Source organism: Streptomyces sp. NPDC029956 (assembly GCF_055574655.1).
Window position 1 is genome coordinate 1 of sequence record NZ_JBVHZJ010000020.1, and the last position, 17487, is coordinate 17487.

Genomic DNA, 17487 nt, shown 5'->3' on the forward strand with positions numbered 1-17487 from the left:
GAAAACCAAAAAAAAGACAGAAAAAGGTCTTTCTTGTAGAGGGTGCGGGAAGCCGAAGCCGCCGGGGGGGGGTGGGGGGGGGGGGGGGGGGGGGGGGAACCCCCCCCCCCCCCCTTCCCGTGTCCGCGCCGACTACTTCACGGCGAGGAGCAGGGTGTCGGAGGGCGACGCCCAGACGGCCCTGGCCTCACCGAATCCGGCGGCGAGGAGGGTGTCGGCGTGCCAGCGCGGGGAGGGCATGTCGCCGTCGGCGTGCTCGCCGTAGATCTCGAAGCGGCGGGCGGTGGGCCCGGCGAGGACGGGGTCCTTCGCGGCGAGGGCCCACCACTCGGCCCAGTCCAGGGCTCCGCCGGTCCTGGCGCGGTCCATCACGGCGTGGCGCTGGGCGCGGTCGGCGGCGTTGATCCGAGGGGTGGTCGTGTCGATCATGTGGTCGGCGTTCATGAAGACGCCGTCGGCGCGGACGAGGCCCGCGATCCGGCCGTAGAGGGCCGTCAGGGGCTCGCTGTGGAGCCAGTGGAGCGCGGTGGCGGTGAGGACGGCGTCGTACGAGTCGTGGGGCAGCCCGGCGGCCCAGTCGGGGTCCTTGAGGTCGGCGGTCACGAAGGTGACGCGCTCGTCGCCGGCGAAGTGGCCCGCGGCGATGGCGAGGAGCGCCGGGTCGAGGTCGACACCGGTACTGGTCGCCTCCGGGAACCTCTTGAGGAGCCGATCCGTGATACTTCCCGTACCGCACGCGAGGTCGAGGACGCGGGGCTTCGGTCCCACCAAGGCCTCGACCATGTCGAGCATCACCCGGAAGCGCTCCTCACGGTCCGGCATGTACCACTCCTGCTGACGGTCCCAGCTCTGCTGCCAGGCCGCCCAGTCGGTTCCGGTCATCGCCGTTCCTCCCCCTCTTCGTAATACCCTCAAAGGGGAAACAGTTGTTACCCCTTCCGACCGAGACACTAGCCCGCCGGAGTAAGGACTACAAGTGGAACTGGCCTATTACTCGGATTACGCCGTGCGTCTGGTCAACACCGAGGAGCCGGCCCGCAACAAGGACGCGCTGACCTCCGTCGAGGTCATCCGCGAGCTCTTCGGCGCCGCCACCCAGATGGCCCGCCGGGCCACCGACTCCGACGTGACCCGGTTCCGCGCGGTACGGGCCCGGCTGCGGGCGGTCTTCACCGCGGCCGACGAGGGCGACCACACGGGAGCCGTGGACCTGCTGAACTCACTGCTCCTGGAGTTCCCGGTCAGCCCGCAGATCTCCGGCCACGACATCCTCGACGAGGACGGCCGGCCGCGGTGGCACATGCATCTCGCGGACCACCCGTCGAACGCGACCGCGGGGTACGCGGCGATCGCGGCGATGGGCCTCGCCTTCCACCTGACGGAGTTCGGCGCGGACCGCCTCGGCCTGTGCCAGGCACCGCCCTGCCGCAACGCCTACCTGGACACGTCCACCAACCGCTCCCGGCGCTACTGCTCGGACCGCTGCGCGACCCGCGCCAACGTGGCCGCCTACCGGGCCCGCAAGCGCCTGGAGGCCGACCGGTCGGACCGGACCGGCCTCACCGCCGAGAACAGCCAGGAGAGCGTCACCCCCAGCGACCGCTGACGCCCCGGCGTCACCGGCCGGTAGCGCGCCCGTACCCGCCCGAGAACCAGCTCGGGCGGTACGGCCCCGAAGACCCGGCTGTCGCCCTCGGCGTCCGGGTTGTCGCCGAGCACCCACCAGCCGCCGTCACGTCGCTCGATCAGCCGCTTCACGATGAGCAGATCCTGCTGGAGCGGGTGCCGCACGACGGCCACGCACCCCGGCCGCAGACGTCCGCCGTAGTGCACGAGCAGCTGGTCCCCATGGAGCAGCGTGGGCACCATGGACACCCCCGTCACCTCGGCGATCCCGAACGGAGCCCCGGCCTCCGCCACTCGCTCCCGCCCCGATTCCCTCATCGGCACATCCCGCTCCGCCCGCCGGTCCACACCCGCATCCACCCACACATCTGCTCGTTCACTCGTACACGAGTCCCATGCCGACCCTGGACTTTTGACCTAAGCCCCAGGGGGCGCCCGCGAAATCGCCCTTCTCACCGAGTAATGTCCCACCTGAGAAGACGATCACGAGGAAGGACGGCTCAATGCTCTCCCGCCTGTTTGCCCCCAAGGTGAAGGTCAGCGCCCACTGCGACCTCCCGTGCGGCGTGTACGACCCGGCCCAGGCCCGCATCGAGGCCGAGTCGGTCAAGGCTGTCCAGGAGAAGTACCAGGCGAACGAGGACGCGCACTTCCGCGCCCGCGCCACGGTCATCAAGGAGCAGCGCGCGGAGCTCGCCAAGCACCACGTCTCGGTGCTCTGGAGCGACTACTTCAAGGCCCCGCACTTCGAGAAGTACCCCGAGCTCAACCAGCTGGTCAACGACACCCTGAAGGCCCTCTCGGCCGCCAAGGCGTCGACGGACCCGAAGACGGGCGAGAAGGCGCTGGAGCTCATCGCCGAGATCGACCGCATTTTCTGGGAGACGAAGAAGGCCTGACCTTCTCTTTCCCGTCCGAAGGGGTGCGACCGCCTGGCGGTCGCACCCCTTCGGACTTTCCCGGCTCAATACCGACGTACCGACAGAAGGGTGACGCTCCATGCGCGTCAAGGCTTTCGATCACCTGGTGCTCAACGTGACCGATGTCGAGAGGGCGCTCGCCTTCTACACCGGGCCCCTGGGACTCGCGGGCGAGCGGGTCGAGGAATGGCGCGCCGGAAAGGTGTCGTTCCCGTCCGTGCGGATCGACGGGAGCACCGTCATAGACCTGTTCTCGCGCCCGCGCGGCGAGTCCAACGTCGATCACATCTGCCTCGTCGTGGACCCCCTCGACTGGCAGGAGGTCCTCGATTCCGGGACGTTCGACGTCGTCGAGGGCCCCGTGCCCCGCTGGGGCGCCCGCGGTTCGGCGCAGTCGGTCTACGTCAGGGACCCGGACGGCAACACGGTCGAACTGCGCTGGTACCCGCAGGACGTCGCGGAGTAGCGCCTACCGCCCCTCCCGCCGGCGCCTGCAGCGCCAGGGCCCTGGCCCGTCACCAGGCTTCCCGGCATGACCCCGCACGACCCGTCCGCCCCCTCTTCCCCGTCCGCCCCGTCCGCCCCGTCTGCTTCGTCTGCTTCGCCTGCTTCGTCCTCCTTGCCCTCACAGCTGACCCCCGAGGACGCCCGGGTCCTTCTCCGTCTGCTCCCGGCCGACATCGGGCCCGGGCTCGGCGAGGCGGAACTCGACGCCGTCGAGGCACGGTTCGGGTTCCGGTTCGCGGCGGACCATCGGGTGTTCCTCGCCGCCGGGCTGCCCCTCGGATCGCCCCACTGGCCCGACTGGCGCGACGGTGACCCCGACGACCTGACCGCTCGGCTCGCCCGACCGGTCGAGGGCCTGCTCTTCGACGTGGAGCACAACGGCTTCTGGCATCCGGCCTGGAGCCCCCGGCCCGCGGAGGTCTCCGAGGCCCTGAAGCTCGCGCGGGCCGAGTCGGCGGGCGTTCCTCCGCTGGTCCCCGTCTACGGCCACCGCTACCTGCCCGGCATTCCGGGCACGTGGGGGCACCCCGTGCTGTCCGTGTACCAGACCGACGTCATCCTCTACGGGAACGACCTCGCCGACTACGTCCGGCACGAGTTCACCGGGCGGGCGAGCAGCCTCACCGCCCACGCCACCGTCGACTTCTGGTCGTACTTCGTCGAGGGCGGACCCGGCATCGACGTCACCGGGCCCACTCCGTACGCCCCCTACGCCGTCACCCCGCAGGAGGCCGTCGAGTGCCTCCGGATGCTGGCCGTCGAGCGGCTCGTCGGCCGGCGGCCCTCGCCGGAGCAGTTGATCGAGGCCGGCCTCACCGCACTCCTGCTCGACGTCGAGTCGGAGTCGCTTCCGCTGCTCGCCGGCCTGACCCGGTCGGAGCACGAACGCGCCGGCGGGCTCTTCGAGCAGGTTCTCGGCGAGCTGCGGCTCGTCGACACCCTGCCCGCGGACGACTCCGGCCTCCCCTGGGAGGCCGCCCGCTGGGAGCTCGTGCGCTGGTGGCTGCGGCTGATCGTGAACGGGAGCCTCGACCCCGGTGCCGGGGGTGACCTCGTCACGTACGAGGGCTGGGGCGGCCTGGCCCGGCCGCGGGCGCTCCGGCCGCTCTTCGAGGCGACCGACGCCCACAACGACTGGGCGGCCGTCCGGGCGGGCTCGCGCGAGCATCTCGCGGCGGCGATCGTCGCCGAGGCCGAACGGCTGCTCGCGGGGCCCTGGCCGCCGCCCCAGCGCTGAGCCGCGGCCCCGCGACGAGTTCCCCCGCGACTCCCCGCGGGCCCGCCTACGCCTCCGTGCGGAGGCTGTAGCGGTGCTTCTCCTTCGACGTGGCGCCCAGCCGGTCGTAGAAGCGGATCGCGCTCTCGTTCCACGCGGGGGTCTGCCACTGGATCTCCGCGAGTCCGAGCCGGCTCGCCTCCGCGCGGACCGCGGCCATCAGGAGCGGGCCGAGGCCGTGGCCCCGGGAGGCCTCCGTGAGGTAGAGGCAGTCCATGTGGAGGTACTCCGTGCCGTCCCAGGTGGAGAGCTCCGGGGCGCAGCTCGCGTAGCCCGCGAGGGTGCCGTCGGGGAGGGCGGCGACCAGGCAGCGGAGGCGGGCCGGTTCGGTGCCGAAGAGGAGGCCGGCGAGCCGGTCCTCGAGACCGGGGGCCGGGGGCGCCGCCTTCTCGTACGCCGCGTGCTCGGTGATGAGCTCCACGACGCGCGGCAGGTCCTCGGGGCGTGCGTGTCGGACCCGTGCCCGCGTCGGCTGTTCGCTCATGCCGTCATCATGCACGGTCCCACCGACAGCGCCACCGTCGTCCCCTGCCGTCGCAGCCACTCGCGGTACGGGGCCGCCCTCAGGGCCACCTCGCGGTAGGCCGCAGCGAGTTCCGCGTACAGCGTGTCCAGGGGCGCCCCGGGGCGCGCGTACAGCAGGAGGCGGACGGCGAGCGGGTCGCCGCGCAGGGGGCGGACGGCCATGTCCTCGCGCGGGACGGAGGTCGGCTGGCAGGGGGCGACGGCCTCGCCGAGGACGATCAGGGAGGCGGCCGTGTGGTAGTCGCCGTGCAGCAGCGGCGGGTCGATGCCGGCGGCGTCCAGGACCCGGCGCAGACCGTCCCATTCGCCGTCGACGGTCGGGTCGACCATCCAGTGGTCTCCGGCGAGATCGGCGAGGTCCACCACGGGCCGGGCGGCAGCCGGATGGTCGCGGGCCATGGAGACGAACTGCGGTTCCCGGGCGACCAGGACCCGCCCCTTGAGGCCCTCGGGGACCCGTAACGGGCAGCCCTCCACCTCGTGCACGAAGGCCACGTCGAGCTGTCCGGCGGCGACGCTCCGGAGCAGCGCGTTCGCCGAGACGTCCATCCGCAGGCCGATGTCGGTGCCGGGCAGCTGCTGGCGGAGCCGGCGCAGCCAGCCGGGAAGCGCCCGGCTGGCCGTGGAGCCGACACGGAGCCCGAGTCCGTCGGTGCGCGCGGCGGCGGCCCGGGTCTCGGTGACGAGCGCCGCCATGTCGGCGACGAGCGGGCGGGCCCGGCTGAGCAGGGAGCGGCCGAGCGGGGTGGGGCGGCAGCCGGTGCGGCCGCGGGAGAAGAGCTCGGCGCCCAGGGAGTTCTCGATGCGGCGCAGCTGGGTGGTCAACGACGGCTGGCTCATGCCCAGTTGGCGGGCCGCCTTGTGCAGGCTGCCCGTGTCCGCGATGGCGCAGAGCGCGCGCAGGTGTCTCACCTCCAGCTCCATGCCCCGAGGGTAGGGCGGCTCCCTGGCTCGCACCAGATACCCGGAACCCTTCAATCACCTTTGATTTCAAGGGAGTTGGGGGTGTTTCGACCAGGTGATGCGGTGATGCTATCGCCGGTTGACATCATCCCCACGGGCCCCGGCTCCCCCGAGACTCTCCCCCATCCCCTACAGGAGGAGCCCCCCATGCGTCACCCCAAGGTCCTCACCTCTGTCCTGGCCACCGCCCTCGGTCTCGGTCTCGCCGCCTCCCTCGGCGCGGCCCCGGCCGTGGCCGCGAGCGCCCCCACGGGCGTCCCGGCGGCCGGCAACACCGCTGTGGCGTACGCCGGTTCGGCCGAGGAGGCGAAGGCGAACCAGGCCTTCTTCGACGCCGTCGTGAAGTCGGTGGCGAAGAAGCGTGCCGCCGCTCCCGGCGCGGCCGCCGTCACCGTGGTCTACAACGCCGCCAACGCGCCGAGCTTCCGCAGCCAGATCTCCCGCTCGGCGCAGATATGGAACAGCTCGGTGGCGAACGTCCGGCTCGTCGAGGGCAGCAACCCGGACTTCCGCTACTACGAGGGCAACGACTCCCGTGGCTCGTACGCGAGCACCGACGGTCACGGCAGCGGCTACATCTTCCTCGACTACCGGCAGAACCAGCAGTACAACTCCACCCGTGTGACCGCCCACGAGACGGGGCACGTCCTCGGTCTGCCGGACCACTACAGCGGTCCGTGCAGTGAGCTGATGTCGGGCGGCGGCCCCGGCACGTCCTGCCAGAACGCCCAGCCGAACGCCCAGGAGCGGTCCCGCGTCGACCAGTTGTGGCGCAACGGCCTCGCCTCCGCGTTCAAGAGCTGAGCCCGCGCGAACGCCGAGCACGCGCGCGAACGCTGAGCACGCGGGAAACGAGAAGCGGCGGCGCCCCCTCCCCGGGGCGCCGCCGTCCTCGTTCTCCGTTCCGGTACTCGTGCTCTCAGGCCGCCTGAAGCAGTCGGCGGCCGAAATCCGCGCCGGTCGGCAGTTGGCGCCTGACCCGTTCGAGCGCCCCGTCGAAGTCACCTCCGGCGACGCACGACTCGAAGGCGGCGCCACCGTAGTGCAGCGTCAGACTGAGGTCCGCGCGCTCCCCGAGGGTCAGCAGGCAGCTCAGCGTGGCCTGCTGGGAGGCGCCGTCCAGGACGACGGGGAGCGGCAGGTCCCACTCCAGGACGCAGGCGGTGAGGGCCTGCCCGCCCTCTGCCGCCGCGCTGAGCGCGGCGAAGCCCTCGCCCGTGTACTCGATCCCCCTGATACGGGTGGCGACATGCCGCCCGTCGGCCGTGATCACGATCGCTTCCGCGCCGTTGCGGTCCCGGTACCAGCCGGTCCAGACTTCCGTCGACTCCGATGACATGCGCGGACTGTAGCCGTACGACCGGCTCCGGCGCGCGTCCGGTCACCCCGTGGCCTGACTTCTCCCGATCTCGCCGTTCTTGCCGGTCACGTGCGGGCTCGCGGCTTCCGCACCCGCGGCGGGACGCGTGCCCGCGGCCACGTCGGACGGCATGTCCACGGTCGCGGCCAGGTCCGCCTCCACGCCCTCGCGGAGCGCGCAGTCCGGATTGCGGCAGGGCTGCACCTCCCACTCCGGCACCCAGGCCCCGAGGACCTTGTGCCGGGTGGCCGTCATCGCTCGCGGCTGCCCGCAGGCCGGGCATCCGTGCTCGGCCCTGGGGTCCCGCGTCGTGTGAGACGCCTCGTCACCCATGCAACCAGGGTAGGACGGTTCGCACGGGAGCGCCTGCCGCCGTCACCGCTTCCTGGTGTACGTGCGGACGAACGCGCCGTTGCCGAAGACGCGCAGGTCGTTCAGCTCGAAGTCGCGGGGCTCGAAGTCGGCGCCGAACATCGGCATGCCGGAGCCGTACACCTGCGGATAGGTCTTGATGACCAGCTCGTCGATCTCCTCGATGAGCTCGCCGGCGATCGTGGAGCCGCCGCAGAGCCAGACGTCCAGAGGGCTGTCCTCCGCCTTGAGCTCGCGGACGCGGCCGACGAGGTCGTCGGTGATCAGCTCCACGTCGGCGTCGGGCGACTCGGCCAGCGAGCGGGTGGCGACGAACTCCCGCAGGTGGCCGTACGGGCTGGTGACGCCCATGTCCAGGGCCAGCCGGTACGAGCCCAGCCCCTGGACGACGGTGTCGAACCGCTTGTTCCCGGCGTCGACCCCGAGCATCTCCCGGCCCTGCGCCGAGATGGTCTCCGGGTACTCGCCGGTCAGGAACTCCAGGAACTCGGCGTCGAGGAACCCGAGCATGGAGGTGGCATCGCCCTTGGGATCACCGATGAAGCCGTCGATGGTGCAGGCGATGAAGTACGTGAGCTTGCGCAAACCGGTCCTCTTCCCGTCGGATCGTGGCCGCGATGCGCAACCACGACGGTTATAGTGCTCCATCTGTAGTGGTTGCGCAAGCCCTCGGAGCGAAGAAGGAGCAACAGACGACATGGCGAGAAACCCCGAACGACGTACGGCGCTGCTCGACGCCGCCATCCAGGTGCTGGCGGACGAGGGTGCCCGCGGGCTGACCTTCCGTGCGGTCGACGCCCGCGCCGGGGTCCCCACGGGCACCTCGTCCAACTACTTCCGCGACCGGGACCAGGTGCTCTCCGAGGTCGCCGACCGGATCTTCGTCCGGCTGACCCCCGAGCCCGGAGTCGTCGAGGCCGCCATGCTGCCGACACCGAGCCGAGCCCTGGTCCTCGACCTCATGCGCCAGGTCGCCGGGCGGCTCGCCGCCGAGCGCACCTGCTACCTCGGGCTGTTCGAGCTCCGACTCGAAGCGGTGCGCCGCCCCGAACTGCGGACCCGGCTCACCGAGGTGCTCCGGGGCGACCTGGACGCGAACATCCGGGTGCATCTGGACGCCGGGCTGCCCGGGGACGCGGACACCGTCCGGCTGCTCGCTTTCGCCCTCACCGGGCTGCTGCTCGACCACTTCACGGTTCCGGACCTGCACGGCGACCGGGACCTGGACGACCTGATCGAGACCGTGGTCCACCGGATCGTCCCCGAGGCGTGACGGACCCCAGGGAGCTCAGCGCGTGCGTCGCGTGACGAACTCCGCGAGCGCCAGCATGTCCCCCGCCGCAGTCAGGTCCGGGACCGCCTGGGCCAGATGCTCGACGGCCCGGCCCATCCGCTCGGCCGCCTGGTCCTGCGCCCAGTCGCGCCCACCGGCCCGCTCGACCGCGTCCGCGGCCGCCCGTACCGCCACGGCGTCGAGGACCGGACGGGCGTACAGCTCGGCCAGCTCGTCGCCCGCCGTCGTCCCCGAGGCGAGCGCCGCCACCACCGGCAGCGACTTCTTGTGGGCGACCAGATCGGCCCCGGCAGGCTTGCCCGTACGGTCCGGGTCGCCCCAGATCCCGATGAGGTCGTCGATCAGCTGGAAGGCGAGGCCCGCCTCCCGGCCGAAGGCGTCCATCGCCGCGACCTCCTCCTCCCCCGCGCCCGCGTAGAGCGCGCCGATGGCACAGGAGGCGCCGAGCAGCGCACCGGTCTTGGCGGTGGCCATGGCCAGGCACTCGTCGAGCGAGACCTCACGCGGCGCCCGCTGCTCGAAGGCGCAGTCCGCCTGCTGTCCCGCGCAGAGCTCGATGATGCAGGCGGCGAGCCGCGCGGACGCGCCCGCCGAGGCGGGGTGCGGGTCCTCCGCGAGCATGCGCAGGGCGAGCGCGCTCATCGCGTCGCCGGCGATCAGCGCGTCCGGGACGCCGAAGACCGTCCAGGCGGTGGGCCGGTGCCGCCGGGTCACGTCCTCGTCGACGATGTCGTCGTGGAGCAGGGTGAAGTTGTGCGCGAGCTCCACCGCGGCCGCGGCCCTCACCGCCGGTCCCTCGTCGGCTCCGAGCGCGCGGGCCGCCGCGAGGACCAGGGCCGGCCGGATGGCCTTGCCCGGCTGCTCCGTGGCCGGGGTGCCGTCGGCGTGCTCCCAGCCGAAGTGGTACATCGCGACCCGCCGCATCGAACCGGGCAGGGTCTCGACGGTCGAGCGCAGTTGGGGATGGACGGCCGTCCGCGTCCGGTCCAGGAGCCGCACGGCCCCCTGACCGTCGGTGACGGCGTCCCCGCCGGCAATGGTCAAGGTCACTTCCTTCGTCTCCTCCGTGGCGATGCTGCGCGGCGCCGAGCCGGGAGCGCCCGGGGGCGGGACGGTTCGGTCCCCGCCCCCGGGCTTCGCCGGCTCAACGCCAGCGGCTGACCTCGACGTTCTCCAGGACACCGAGGGCGTCCGGGACGAGGATCGCCGCCGAGTAGTAGGCCGTGACCAGGTAGGAGATGATCGCCTGCTCGTCGATGCCCATGAAGCGGACGGAGAGGCTCGGCTCGATCTCGTCGGGGATGCCGGTCTGGTGCAGACCGATCACGCCCTGGTCGGCCTCGCCCGTGCGCATGCAGATGATCGAGGTGGTCCGGGCGTCCGAGACCGGGATCTTGTTGCACGGGTAGATCGGCACACCGCGCCAGGTCGGGATGCGGTTGCCGTTGATGTCGATCGTCTCGGGCACCAGACCGCGCTTGTTGAGCTCGCGGCCGAAGGCGGCGATGGCGCGCGGGTGGGCGAGGAACAGCTTGGATCCCCGGCGGCGGGAGAGCAGCTCGTCCATGTCGTCGGGGCTGGGGGCACCGTCGTGGGGCTGGAGGCGCTGCCCGTAGTCGCAGTTGGCGAGGAGGCCGAACTCCTTGTTGTTGACCAGCTCGTACTCCTGGCGCTCGCGAAGCGCCTCGACCGTGAGCCGCAGCTGCTGCTCGGTCTGGTTCATCGGCTGGTTGTAGAGGTCGGCGACGCGGCTGTGCACCTTCAGCACGGTCTGGGCGACGCTCAGCTCGTACTCGCGGGGCGAGGCGTCGTAGTCGACGTACGTGTGCGGGACGACGGCCTCGCCGACGTGACCCGCGGAGAGGTCGATCTCGGCCTCGCCGTACTTGTTGGTCCGCTGGTGGGGCAGGGCGGCCACGCTCGCGAGGTGGGCGGCGAGCGAGCCGGCCCGCTCCGCGAGGTTCCGTACGTCGTCGCGGGTGAGCTCCAGGACCGTACAGGCGGTGGCGGCGCGGGCGGACCACTCCCAGGTGGCCTCCGGGTCGACGAGGGCGTTGTCGCCGAAGTAGGCGCCGTCGGCGAGGACTCCGAGGACGGCCTCGTCGCCGTACGGCCCCTCGCCGACCTGCTCGATCCTGCCGTGTGCGAGGAGGTGGACCCGGTCGGTCGGCTCGCCGGCGACGGCGACGACCTCGCCGGCCGCGTACTCCCGCTGGCGGCAGCGGGCCGCGAGCTCGGTCAGGGCCTCCTCGTCCTCGTAGCCGCGCAGGACGGGGAGCTCGCCGAGTTCGGCGGGGATGACCGCGACGCGCTCTCCGGTCTGGACGAAGGTGACCCGGCCGTCACCCACGGAGTAGCTGAGCCTCCGGTTCACCCGGTACGTACCACCCTGCACCTGGACCCAGGGCAGCGCCCGCAGCAGCCACCGTGAGGTGATCTCCTGCATCTGCGGCGCCGACTTGGTGGTCGTGGCGAGGTTCCGCGCGGCAGCGGTGCCGAGACTCTGCTGCGGCGCCTGCTGCTCCGCGACGCGGACCTCGTCGCCAACCGAACCAACGGACATGGAACTCCCTCTCGTATGACTGAGTTGCGAGACGAAGCCTTTCAGCACGCAGCGTGTCGGCGCCATTACACATTCGAGTGGGACTGTTCGACGATCTTCGGGGCATGTCACGTGATTTCCATCCGAACAGCCGAGTCCCACCCACCCCACGCGGCCCTGTCCGGATCGGCTCGCACGCCGCCCGAACGGATGGCGGCGGAGTCACGGAATCCGGTAATCCGGAACCTCCGGTATGGCGGACTCCGGCGTTCCGGAAGCCCCCACCCGTCCTCCGAAGGGAGTCGGTCATGTCCACCCCCATGTCTGCGAGCAGGTTCCTCAGCGCGCTGCGCGGCGCAGGCCTCGCGGTCGTCCAGGTCGGCGAATGGTCCACCCACAACCGCAACCACAAGGGCCCCTGGGGGCCCGTGCACGGCGTGATGATCCACCACACCGTGACCCGCGGCACCGCCCAGACCGTCCGGATCTGCCGGGACGGCTACGAGGGCCTGCCCGGGCCGCTCTGCCACGGCGTGATCGCCAAGGACGGCACCGTCCACCTCGTCGGCTACGGCCGCGCGAACCACGCGGGCCTCGGCGACGACGAGGTCCTCAGGGCGGTCATCGCCGAGCAGGGCCTGCCACGGGACGACGAGGCCACCACGGACGGCAACCGGTACTTCTACGGCTTCGAGTGCGAGAACCTCGGCGACGGCGTGGACCCGTGGCCGAAGGTCCAGCTGGAGGCCATCGCGAAGGCGTCGGCCGCCCTGTGCCGGGTGCACGGCTGGACGCAGCGCTCGGTCATCGGGCACCGGGAGTGGCAGCCGGGGAAGGTGGACCCGCGCGGCTTCACGATGGCCTCGATGCGCGAGCGGATCGCCGACCACCTGCGCTGACCCCGGGGAGCGCGCGGGCCACGGCCCGGCACCCGGACAATGGCCGGGTGAACGCGTTCGACCTCTCCCGCCTGCGGCCCCGGCTCCCCTCGCCCCTGGAGCCGGTGGAGGACGAGCGCCTCACCCGGCACGGGCTCACGCTGGCGCTCAAGCGCGATGACCTCATCCATCCCGATCTGCCGGGCAACAAGTGGCGCAAGCTCGCGCTCAACCTGGAGGCGGCGGGCGGCCGTCCCGTGCTGACCTTCGGCGGCGCGTACTCCAACCATCTGCGCGCGGTGGCGGCGGCGGGACGGCTGCTCGGCTTCCCCACGGTCGGGATCGTGCGCGGCGACGAACTGGCCGGGCGGCCGCTCAACCCCTCGCTCGCGCGGTGCGCGGCGGACGGGATGCGGCTCAGGTTCGTGGACCGGGCCACGTACCGCGCGAAGAACGACCCGGCCACGCGCGCGCTGCTCCTGGAACAGGCCCCCGCGGGCGCGTACGTGGTCCCGGAGGGCGGCAGCAACGCGCTCGCCGTCCAGGGATGCGTGGAGCTGGGCAGGGAGCTCGCCGGGGTGGCGGACACGGTCGCCGTCGCCTGCGGCACGGGCGGCACCCTGGCGGGTCTCGCGGCCGGCCTGACCCCGGGGGCGAGGGCGCTGGGCTTCCCGGTCCTCAAGGGCGGTTTCCTGGGCGGGGAGGTACGCGCCCTCCAGGAGGCGGCGTTCGGCGGCCCGCGCGGCGACTGGACCCTGGACGAGCGTTTCCACTGCGGGGGCTACGCGCGCGTGCCGGCGGCTCTCGACGCGTTCGCACGCGACTTCGAGGCGCGGCACGGACTCGCCATCGAGCGACTGTATGTGGCCAAAATGCTGCTCGGTCTCACGACCCTGGCGGAGGAGGGCGCGTTCCCGGCGGGCACCCGGCTCGTGGCGGTCGTCACGGGCGCCCCGGAGACGCTCCGGGCGGACGGCGGGGCTCAGCCCGCGGACTCCTCCCGGTAGGCGGCCGCCTCCTCCAGGTCGAGCCGGCGGAGCAGCGTCCGCATCATCTCGTCGTCGATCCGCCGGGCGTCGCGCAGCCGCACGAAGACCTCCCGTTCGGCGTCGATCATCTCGCGCGACAGCCGCCGGTAGGTGTCGTCCGCGGTCTCCCCTGTGACCTCGTTGACGGCACCGAGCCGCTCCCAGACCGCGTTGCGGCGCCGCTCCAGGACCGTGCGGAGCCGGTCGGCCAGGGGTTTCGGCAGGGCGTTGCGCTCGTCGGCGAGCAGCGCGTCGAGGCGCTCCTCCGCGGCCTGCGAGGCCTCGCTCTGGGCCTGCGCCTCGGCCAGGGTCTCGGCGTACCGGTCCTTCCCCGGGAGCTTCAGGAAGCGGATGAGGGGCGGCAGGGTGAGGCCCTGCACCACCAGGGTGCCGATGACGGTGGTGAAGGTGAGGAAGAGGACGAGGTTGCGGGCCGGGAACTCCACGCCGTCGGTGACCACGGGGATGGAGAAGGCGATGGCGAGCGAGACCACCCCGCGCATACCGGCCCAGCCGACGACGAGCGGGGCCCTCCAGTCCACCCCCGGCTCCCGTTCCCGGACCCGGGCGGAGAGCCGGGGCAGGAAGGTCGCGGGATAGACCCAGACGAACCGGACCACGACCACCGCGACGAAGACCCCGACCGCGTACCAGGCCGCCTCGGCGATCCCGTACTGCCCCAGCCCCTCGACGACGTACGGCAGCTGAAGGCCGATCAGGGCGAAGACGGCTGATTCCAGGACGAAGGCGACCATCTTCCAGACGGCCTCCTCCTGGAGGCGGGTCGCGAAGTCGACCTGCCAGGCGCGGTGGCCCAGGAAGAGGCCGACCACGACGACGGCGAGGACACCGGAGGCGTGGACCTCCTCGGCCGCCGCGTAGGCGACGAAGGGGATGAGGAGGGAGAGCGTGTTCTGCAGGAGGGAGTCGCCGAGTCCCCGGCGCAGCCAGTGGATGGGGACCATGAGGACCAGGCCGACCCCGATGCCGCCGAGGGCCGCGAGCGCGAACTCCCCGAGGCCTCCGGCCCAGCTCAGGCCCTCGCCGACGGCCGCCGCGAGGGCGACCTTGTAGGCGGTGATGGCGGTGGCGTCGTTCACCAGGGACTCGCCCTGGAGGATCGTGGTGATCCGGTTCGGCAGGCCGAGCTTGCGGGCGATGGCGGTCGCGGCGACCGCGTCCGGCGGGGCGACGACCGCGCCGAGCACCAGGGCGGCGGTGAGCGGCAGATCGGGCACGAGGACGTACGCGAGCCAGCCCACGGCCACGGTGGCGAAGAGGACGTATCCGACGGAAAGCAGCGCGACGGGCCGGATGTTGGCCCGCAGGTCGAGGTACGAGGAGTCGACGGCCGCCGTGTAGAGGAGCGGGGGCAGGATCAGCGGCAGCACGATGTGCGGGTCGAGGGTGTAGTCCGGAACTCCGGGCACGTAGGCGGCGGCGAGACCGACGGCGACCAGGAGGAGCGGTGCGGGCACCGGGGTCCTGCGGGCGAGCCCCGCGATCGCCGCGCTCGCCGCCACGAGTGCCACCAGCTGTAGAGCATCCATGCCCGTCCCCGTCTCGTCCCGCAACGTAACCTGGCCATCATGAGCGAGTGCCCGCACGTTGCCGAAATGCCGCGCCCCGAACCGGCGCCGCTGGCCGACACCTGCCCGGAGTGCCTGGCGGACGGTACGCATCCGGTCCAGCTGCGGCTCTGTCTGACCTGCGGGCACGTGGGCTGCTGCGACTCGTCGGCGGGGCAGCACGCGACGGGGCACTTCTCCACGACGGGGCACCCGGTGATGCGGACCTTCGAGCCGGGCGAGGCCTGGCGCTGGTGCTTCGTGGACGGGTCGATCGTCTGAATCCCCGGCCGGTCCGATGGTCCGACCGTCCGGCGATTCGGCCGTTCGACGATTCACCCGGCCCACGGTTGGGTACGTCACCCCTCCGCCGGTCGCTCGCCACCGGCCCCCGCAGACCCCTACCCACCGTCCGCATCCATGGGCCTACCATGGGTGACGACCGGCGACCGGGGGGCCGGTGGGGGCAGGGGTTCACGGCGACACGACGGGACGGATCGCGATAGCGTCACGGCGGACTGCGCAGCCCCCTGCGTACCGCCCGGTTCGGGGGCCTCTCCCCCCGAGCCCCGAATGAGCTTGTGCCACCTTGGAGGTGAGGGTGTCCCAGATCGCAGGCGAGCCCGGGACCCAGGACTTCGTGGAAGTCCGGCTGCCCGCTGCGGGTGCCTATCTGTCCGTGCTGCGTACGGCCACGGCCGGCCTCGCGGCGCGCTTGGACTTCACCCTCGACGAGATCGAGGACTTGCGGATCGCGGTCGACGAGGCCTGCGCCATCCTGCTCCAGCAGGCCGTGCCGGGATCCGTCCTCAGCTGTGTCTTCCGGCTGGTCGACGACTCCCTCGACGTGACCGTCTCCGCCCCGACCACCGACGGCCGGGCGCCCGAGCGGGACACGTTCGCCTGGACGGTGCTGTCGGCACTGGCCGGGAAGGTGGAATCGTCGGTGGCCGAGGACCGTACGGTCTCGATCAGCCTGTACAAACAGCGCGGCGCGGGGCCAGGCCCGGCGTGAGGCGCGGGGACGCGACGGCCGGCATCCCTGAGCAGCAGGCACGGCCGTATGAGGTCGCTACGGAGCAGGCGGACCAGATGAGCGAGCACGAGCAGCACCACGAGGTTCCCGAGACACCAGGCGTCTCCGAAGCCCCCCGGGGCCCCGCGCGTGCGGAGGGCTCCTCCGAGGCGGGCGGGACCGCGGCGGCGACCGCGGAGACGGCCACCGAGGGCGTCGCCGGGACGGTCGCGGAGGCGATCGGGGAGCCGGTGGCGGAGCCGGTCGCGGAAGCGGAGAAGGCGGAGGACGGGGACGAGCCCGACGACGTCCCCGACGTCGCCCCGCACCCGCACGACCGGAGCGGCGCCCGCGCGCTCTTCGTCACACTGCGTGAGCTGCCGGAGGGTTCCCCGGAGAAGGCCGAGCTGCGCAACCAGCTGGTGCGGATGCACCTGCCGCTGGTCGAGCACCTGGCCCGGCGCTTCCGCAACCGCGGCGAGCCGCTGGACGACCTGACGCAGGTCGCGACCATCGGCCTGATCAAGTCGGTGGACCGGTTCGACCCGGAGCGCGGCGTCGAGTTCTCGACGTACGCGACCCCGACGGTCGTCGGCGAGATCAAGCGCCACTTCCGCGACAAGGGCTGGGCGGTCCGGGTGCCGCGCCGGCTCCAGGAGCTGCGGCTCTCGCTGACCACGGCGACGGCGGAGCTCTCCCAGCAGCACGGCCGCTCGCCGACCGTGCACGAGCTGGCCGAGCGGCTCGGGATCTCGGAGGAGGAGGTCCTGGAGGGTCTGGAGTCGGCGAACGCCTACTCGACGCTCTCCCTGGACGTCCCCGACACGGACGACGAGTCGCCCGCGGTGGCGGACACCCTCGGCGCGGAGGACGAGGCCCTGGAGGGGGTCGAGTACCGCGAGTCGCTCAAGCCGCTGCTCGAGGACCTGCCGCCCCGGGAGAAGCGGATCCTGCTGCTGCGCTTCTTCGGGAACATGACCCAGTCGCAGATCGCGCAGGAGGTCGGCATCTCGCAGATGCACGTCTCCCGGCTGCTCGCCCGGACGCTCGCGCAGCTGCGGGAGAAGCTCCTGGTGGAGGAGTAGCCCGGAGCGACCCCCGTCAGCTCTCCTGACCGGGGCGCCGGATGCCGAGCGCCTCGGTCGTGGCCGGGTTCACCAGGAGGACGAGCCCGGTGACGGCCAGGACGCCGAGGACGACGCCGGCCGGGATCATCACGCTGTTCGCCTGGAGCAGCTGCCAGGCGACCGGCAGGGCCAGGATCTGGGTGATCACCGCCGGACCGCGGCTCCAGGAACGGCGCATCCACAGGCCACGGGCGGCTGCGAGCGGGATGAGCCCGAGTGCGACGAGCGTCACGGCGCCCGTCGCGGCGCCGGTGAGGTCATCGGACGTCCCGGTCAGTGCGTTCACCAGCATGTAGACACCCCCGACGAAGAGGCCGAGGGCCTCGACACCGGCCACGGCCGCCGCGGCGGCGAGTCGGGCGGGGCGGGGGGTCTGCTCCGTGCTGCTCTCAGCGGGACTGCTCATACAGGGCAGGGTAGCGGGGGCCGCCCGGCCCGACGGAGCCCGGGCGGGCCGGGGCGAGCCCGTACGAGGGCGGGCGGGCC

General features: G+C 72.3%; 22 protein-coding genes. 11 read left to right on the plus strand and 11 right to left on the minus strand.

Features of this window, described 5'->3' with window-relative positions:
* Positions 1 to 132: 132 nt before the first annotated feature.
* Entirely contained in the window at positions 133 to 882 is a 750-nt protein-coding gene (locus ACZ4XX_RS18020) for a class I SAM-dependent methyltransferase (protein ID WP_468508851.1), read from the minus strand.
* 94 nt (positions 883 to 976) lie between these two features.
* Here ACZ4XX_RS18020 and ACZ4XX_RS18025 point away from each other — a divergent pair, with 94 nt between their 5' ends.
* Positions 977 to 1606 (plus strand): CGNR zinc finger domain-containing protein, encoded by a 630-nt coding sequence (locus ACZ4XX_RS18025; RefSeq protein ID WP_030320912.1) that lies wholly within the window; start codon positions 977 to 979, stop codon positions 1604 to 1606.
* On the opposite strand, the gene sodX is transcribed toward ACZ4XX_RS18025, so the two are convergent.
* A complete protein-coding gene (gene sodX / locus ACZ4XX_RS18030; RefSeq protein ID WP_468508852.1) occupies positions 1510 to 1986 on the minus strand; it encodes a nickel-type superoxide dismutase maturation protease in 477 nt (158 codons plus the stop codon). The two genes, ACZ4XX_RS18025 and sodX, sit on opposite strands and share 97 nt — an antisense overlap.
* Positions 1987 to 2129: 143 nt before the next feature.
* Here sodX and sodN point away from each other — a divergent pair, with 143 nt between their 5' ends.
* The 3 genes from sodN to ACZ4XX_RS18045 all read left to right on the plus strand — a co-directional run bounded on the left by sodN (position 2130) and on the right by ACZ4XX_RS18045 (position 4290).
* The gene (sodN, locus tag ACZ4XX_RS18035; protein ID WP_030320908.1) at positions 2130 to 2525 is read left to right on the plus strand and encodes a superoxide dismutase, Ni; all 396 of its coding nucleotides are present in this window, start codon (positions 2130 to 2132) and stop codon (positions 2523 to 2525) included.
* Positions 2526 to 2625: 100 nt separating this feature from the next.
* Complete coding sequence (locus ACZ4XX_RS18040; protein ID WP_468508853.1) at positions 2626 to 3012, plus strand: VOC family protein; 387 nt, start codon at positions 2626 to 2628, stop codon at positions 3010 to 3012.
* Between the two features lie 153 nt (positions 3013 to 3165).
* Positions 3166 to 4290, plus strand: coding sequence for a hypothetical protein (locus ACZ4XX_RS18045; RefSeq protein ID WP_468508854.1), 1125 nt, complete (start codon positions 3166 to 3168; stop codon positions 4288 to 4290).
* A gap of 46 nt (positions 4291 to 4336) precedes the next feature.
* On the opposite strand, the gene ACZ4XX_RS18050 is transcribed toward ACZ4XX_RS18045, so the two are convergent.
* Together ACZ4XX_RS18050 and ACZ4XX_RS18055 are read right to left on the minus strand one after the other, a co-directional pair.
* Complete coding sequence (locus ACZ4XX_RS18050; RefSeq protein WP_468508855.1) at positions 4337 to 4813, minus strand: GNAT family N-acetyltransferase; 477 nt, start codon at positions 4811 to 4813, stop codon at positions 4337 to 4339.
* Positions 4810 to 5778 (minus strand): LysR family transcriptional regulator, encoded by a 969-nt coding sequence (locus ACZ4XX_RS18055; protein WP_468508856.1) that lies wholly within the window; start codon positions 5776 to 5778, stop codon positions 4810 to 4812. Before ACZ4XX_RS18055 ends, ACZ4XX_RS18050 begins: the two co-directional genes overlap by 4 nt.
* A 186-nt stretch (positions 5779 to 5964) precedes the next feature.
* Between ACZ4XX_RS18055 and snpA the strand changes: the two genes are divergently transcribed.
* Entirely contained in the window at positions 5965 to 6621 is a 657-nt protein-coding gene (gene snpA / locus ACZ4XX_RS18060; RefSeq protein WP_468508857.1) for a snapalysin, read from the plus strand.
* Between the two features lie 115 nt (positions 6622 to 6736).
* Here snpA and ACZ4XX_RS18065 read toward each other — a convergent pair whose 3' ends face one another.
* From ACZ4XX_RS18065 to ACZ4XX_RS18075, 3 genes are read right to left on the minus strand one after another with little or no spacing between them, the layout of a single operon-like run.
* Positions 6737 to 7156, minus strand: coding sequence for a DUF6304 family protein (locus ACZ4XX_RS18065; protein ID WP_468508858.1), 420 nt, complete (start codon positions 7154 to 7156; stop codon positions 6737 to 6739).
* A gap of 42 nt (positions 7157 to 7198) precedes the next feature.
* The gene (locus ACZ4XX_RS18070; RefSeq protein WP_468508859.1) at positions 7199 to 7510 is read right to left on the minus strand and encodes a hypothetical protein; all 312 of its coding nucleotides are present in this window, start codon (positions 7508 to 7510) and stop codon (positions 7199 to 7201) included.
* A 42-nt stretch (positions 7511 to 7552) separates the two neighbouring features.
* Entirely contained in the window at positions 7553 to 8134 is a 582-nt protein-coding gene (locus ACZ4XX_RS18075) for a dihydrofolate reductase family protein (protein ID WP_468508860.1), read from the minus strand.
* A 112-nt stretch (positions 8135 to 8246) separates the two neighbouring features.
* Here ACZ4XX_RS18075 and ACZ4XX_RS18080 point away from each other — a divergent pair, with 112 nt between their 5' ends.
* Positions 8247 to 8822: a TetR/AcrR family transcriptional regulator gene (locus tag ACZ4XX_RS18080; protein WP_468508861.1), complete on the plus strand. Its 576-nt coding sequence runs from the start codon at positions 8247 to 8249 to the stop codon at positions 8820 to 8822.
* 15 nt (positions 8823 to 8837) lie between these two features.
* Here the strand turns inward: ACZ4XX_RS18080 and ACZ4XX_RS18085 are convergent, their stop codons facing one another.
* Positions 8838 to 9887 carry a family 2 encapsulin nanocompartment cargo protein polyprenyl transferase gene (locus ACZ4XX_RS18085; RefSeq protein ID WP_468508938.1) on the minus strand — a complete coding sequence of 350 codons (1050 nt, stop codon included), beginning with the start codon at positions 9885 to 9887 and terminating at the stop codon, positions 8838 to 8840.
* A gap of 100 nt (positions 9888 to 9987) precedes the next feature.
* The gene (locus ACZ4XX_RS18090) at positions 9988 to 11406 is read right to left on the minus strand and encodes a family 2B encapsulin nanocompartment shell protein (RefSeq protein WP_468508862.1); all 1419 of its coding nucleotides are present in this window, start codon (positions 11404 to 11406) and stop codon (positions 9988 to 9990) included.
* A 287-nt stretch (positions 11407 to 11693) separates the two neighbouring features.
* On the opposite strand from ACZ4XX_RS18090, the gene ACZ4XX_RS18095 reads away from it, so the two are divergent.
* Positions 11694 to 12284, plus strand: coding sequence for an N-acetylmuramoyl-L-alanine amidase (locus ACZ4XX_RS18095; protein ID WP_468508863.1), 591 nt, complete (start codon positions 11694 to 11696; stop codon positions 12282 to 12284).
* A gap of 47 nt (positions 12285 to 12331) precedes the next feature.
* Positions 12332 to 13270 (plus strand): 1-aminocyclopropane-1-carboxylate deaminase/D-cysteine desulfhydrase, encoded by a 939-nt coding sequence (locus ACZ4XX_RS18100; protein ID WP_468508864.1) that lies wholly within the window; start codon positions 12332 to 12334, stop codon positions 13268 to 13270.
* Here ACZ4XX_RS18100 and ACZ4XX_RS18105 read toward each other — a convergent pair.
* Positions 13246 to 14841: a Na+/H+ antiporter gene (locus ACZ4XX_RS18105; RefSeq protein ID WP_468508865.1), complete on the minus strand. Its 1596-nt coding sequence runs from the start codon at positions 14839 to 14841 to the stop codon at positions 13246 to 13248. The two genes, ACZ4XX_RS18100 and ACZ4XX_RS18105, sit on opposite strands and share 25 nt — an antisense overlap.
* A 39-nt stretch (positions 14842 to 14880) precedes the next feature.
* Between ACZ4XX_RS18105 and ACZ4XX_RS18110 the strand changes: the two genes are divergently transcribed.
* From ACZ4XX_RS18110 to ACZ4XX_RS18120, 3 genes are all read left to right on the plus strand, one after another.
* Positions 14881 to 15141, plus strand: a complete 261-nt coding sequence (locus ACZ4XX_RS18110) for a UBP-type zinc finger domain-containing protein (protein ID WP_187622460.1) — start codon at positions 14881 to 14883, stop codon at positions 15139 to 15141.
* 319 nt (positions 15142 to 15460) lie between these two features.
* A complete protein-coding gene (locus tag ACZ4XX_RS18115) occupies positions 15461 to 15874 on the plus strand; it encodes an ATP-binding protein (RefSeq protein ID WP_015036094.1) in 414 nt (137 codons plus the stop codon).
* On the plus strand, positions 15871 to 16959 hold the full coding sequence (locus ACZ4XX_RS18120; protein ID WP_468508866.1) for an RNA polymerase sigma factor SigF: 1089 nt from the start codon (positions 15871 to 15873) through the stop codon (positions 16957 to 16959). The genes ACZ4XX_RS18115 and ACZ4XX_RS18120 overlap by 4 nt, the downstream gene beginning before the upstream one ends.
* A 16-nt stretch (positions 16960 to 16975) precedes the next feature.
* On the opposite strand, the gene ACZ4XX_RS18125 is transcribed toward ACZ4XX_RS18120, so the two are convergent.
* Complete coding sequence (locus ACZ4XX_RS18125; protein ID WP_468508867.1) at positions 16976 to 17407, minus strand: hypothetical protein; 432 nt, start codon at positions 17405 to 17407, stop codon at positions 16976 to 16978.
* Positions 17408 to 17487 lie beyond the last annotated feature (80 nt).

Bases quoted from the DNA above. Each gene is read 5' to 3' on its own strand.
- ACZ4XX_RS18070 (WP_468508859.1), bottom strand. From the start codon at position 7,510: ATGGGTGACGAGGCGTCTCACACGACGCGGGACCCCAGGGCCGAGCAC.
- ACZ4XX_RS18040 (WP_468508853.1), top strand. From the start codon at position 2,626: ATGCGCGTCAAGGCTTTCGATCACCTGGTGCTCAACGTGACCGATGTC.
- ACZ4XX_RS18110 (WP_187622460.1), top strand. From the start codon at position 14,881: ATGAGCGAGTGCCCGCACGTTGCCGAAATGCCGCGCCCCGAACCGGCG.
- ACZ4XX_RS18125 (WP_468508867.1), bottom strand. From the start codon at position 17,407: ATGAGCAGTCCCGCTGAGAGCAGCACGGAGCAGACCCCCCGCCCCGCC.
- ACZ4XX_RS18090 (WP_468508862.1), bottom strand. From the start codon at position 11,406: ATGTCCGTTGGTTCGGTTGGCGACGAGGTCCGCGTCGCGGAGCAGCAG.
- ACZ4XX_RS18095 (WP_468508863.1), top strand. From the start codon at position 11,694: ATGTCCACCCCCATGTCTGCGAGCAGGTTCCTCAGCGCGCTGCGCGGC.
- ACZ4XX_RS18020 (WP_468508851.1), bottom strand. From the start codon at position 882: ATGACCGGAACCGACTGGGCGGCCTGGCAGCAGAGCTGGGACCGTCAG.
- ACZ4XX_RS18050 (WP_468508855.1), bottom strand. From the start codon at position 4,813: ATGAGCGAACAGCCGACGCGGGCACGGGTCCGACACGCACGCCCCGAG.
- ACZ4XX_RS18065 (WP_468508858.1), bottom strand. From the start codon at position 7,156: ATGTCATCGGAGTCGACGGAAGTCTGGACCGGCTGGTACCGGGACCGC.
- ACZ4XX_RS18080 (WP_468508861.1), top strand. From the start codon at position 8,247: ATGGCGAGAAACCCCGAACGACGTACGGCGCTGCTCGACGCCGCCATC.
- ACZ4XX_RS18055 (WP_468508856.1), bottom strand. From the start codon at position 5,778: ATGGAGCTGGAGGTGAGACACCTGCGCGCGCTCTGCGCCATCGCGGAC.
- sodN (WP_030320908.1), top strand. From the start codon at position 2,130: ATGCTCTCCCGCCTGTTTGCCCCCAAGGTGAAGGTCAGCGCCCACTGC.
- ACZ4XX_RS18105 (WP_468508865.1), bottom strand. From the start codon at position 14,841: ATGGATGCTCTACAGCTGGTGGCACTCGTGGCGGCGAGCGCGGCGATC.
- snpA (WP_468508857.1), top strand. From the start codon at position 5,965: ATGCGTCACCCCAAGGTCCTCACCTCTGTCCTGGCCACCGCCCTCGGT.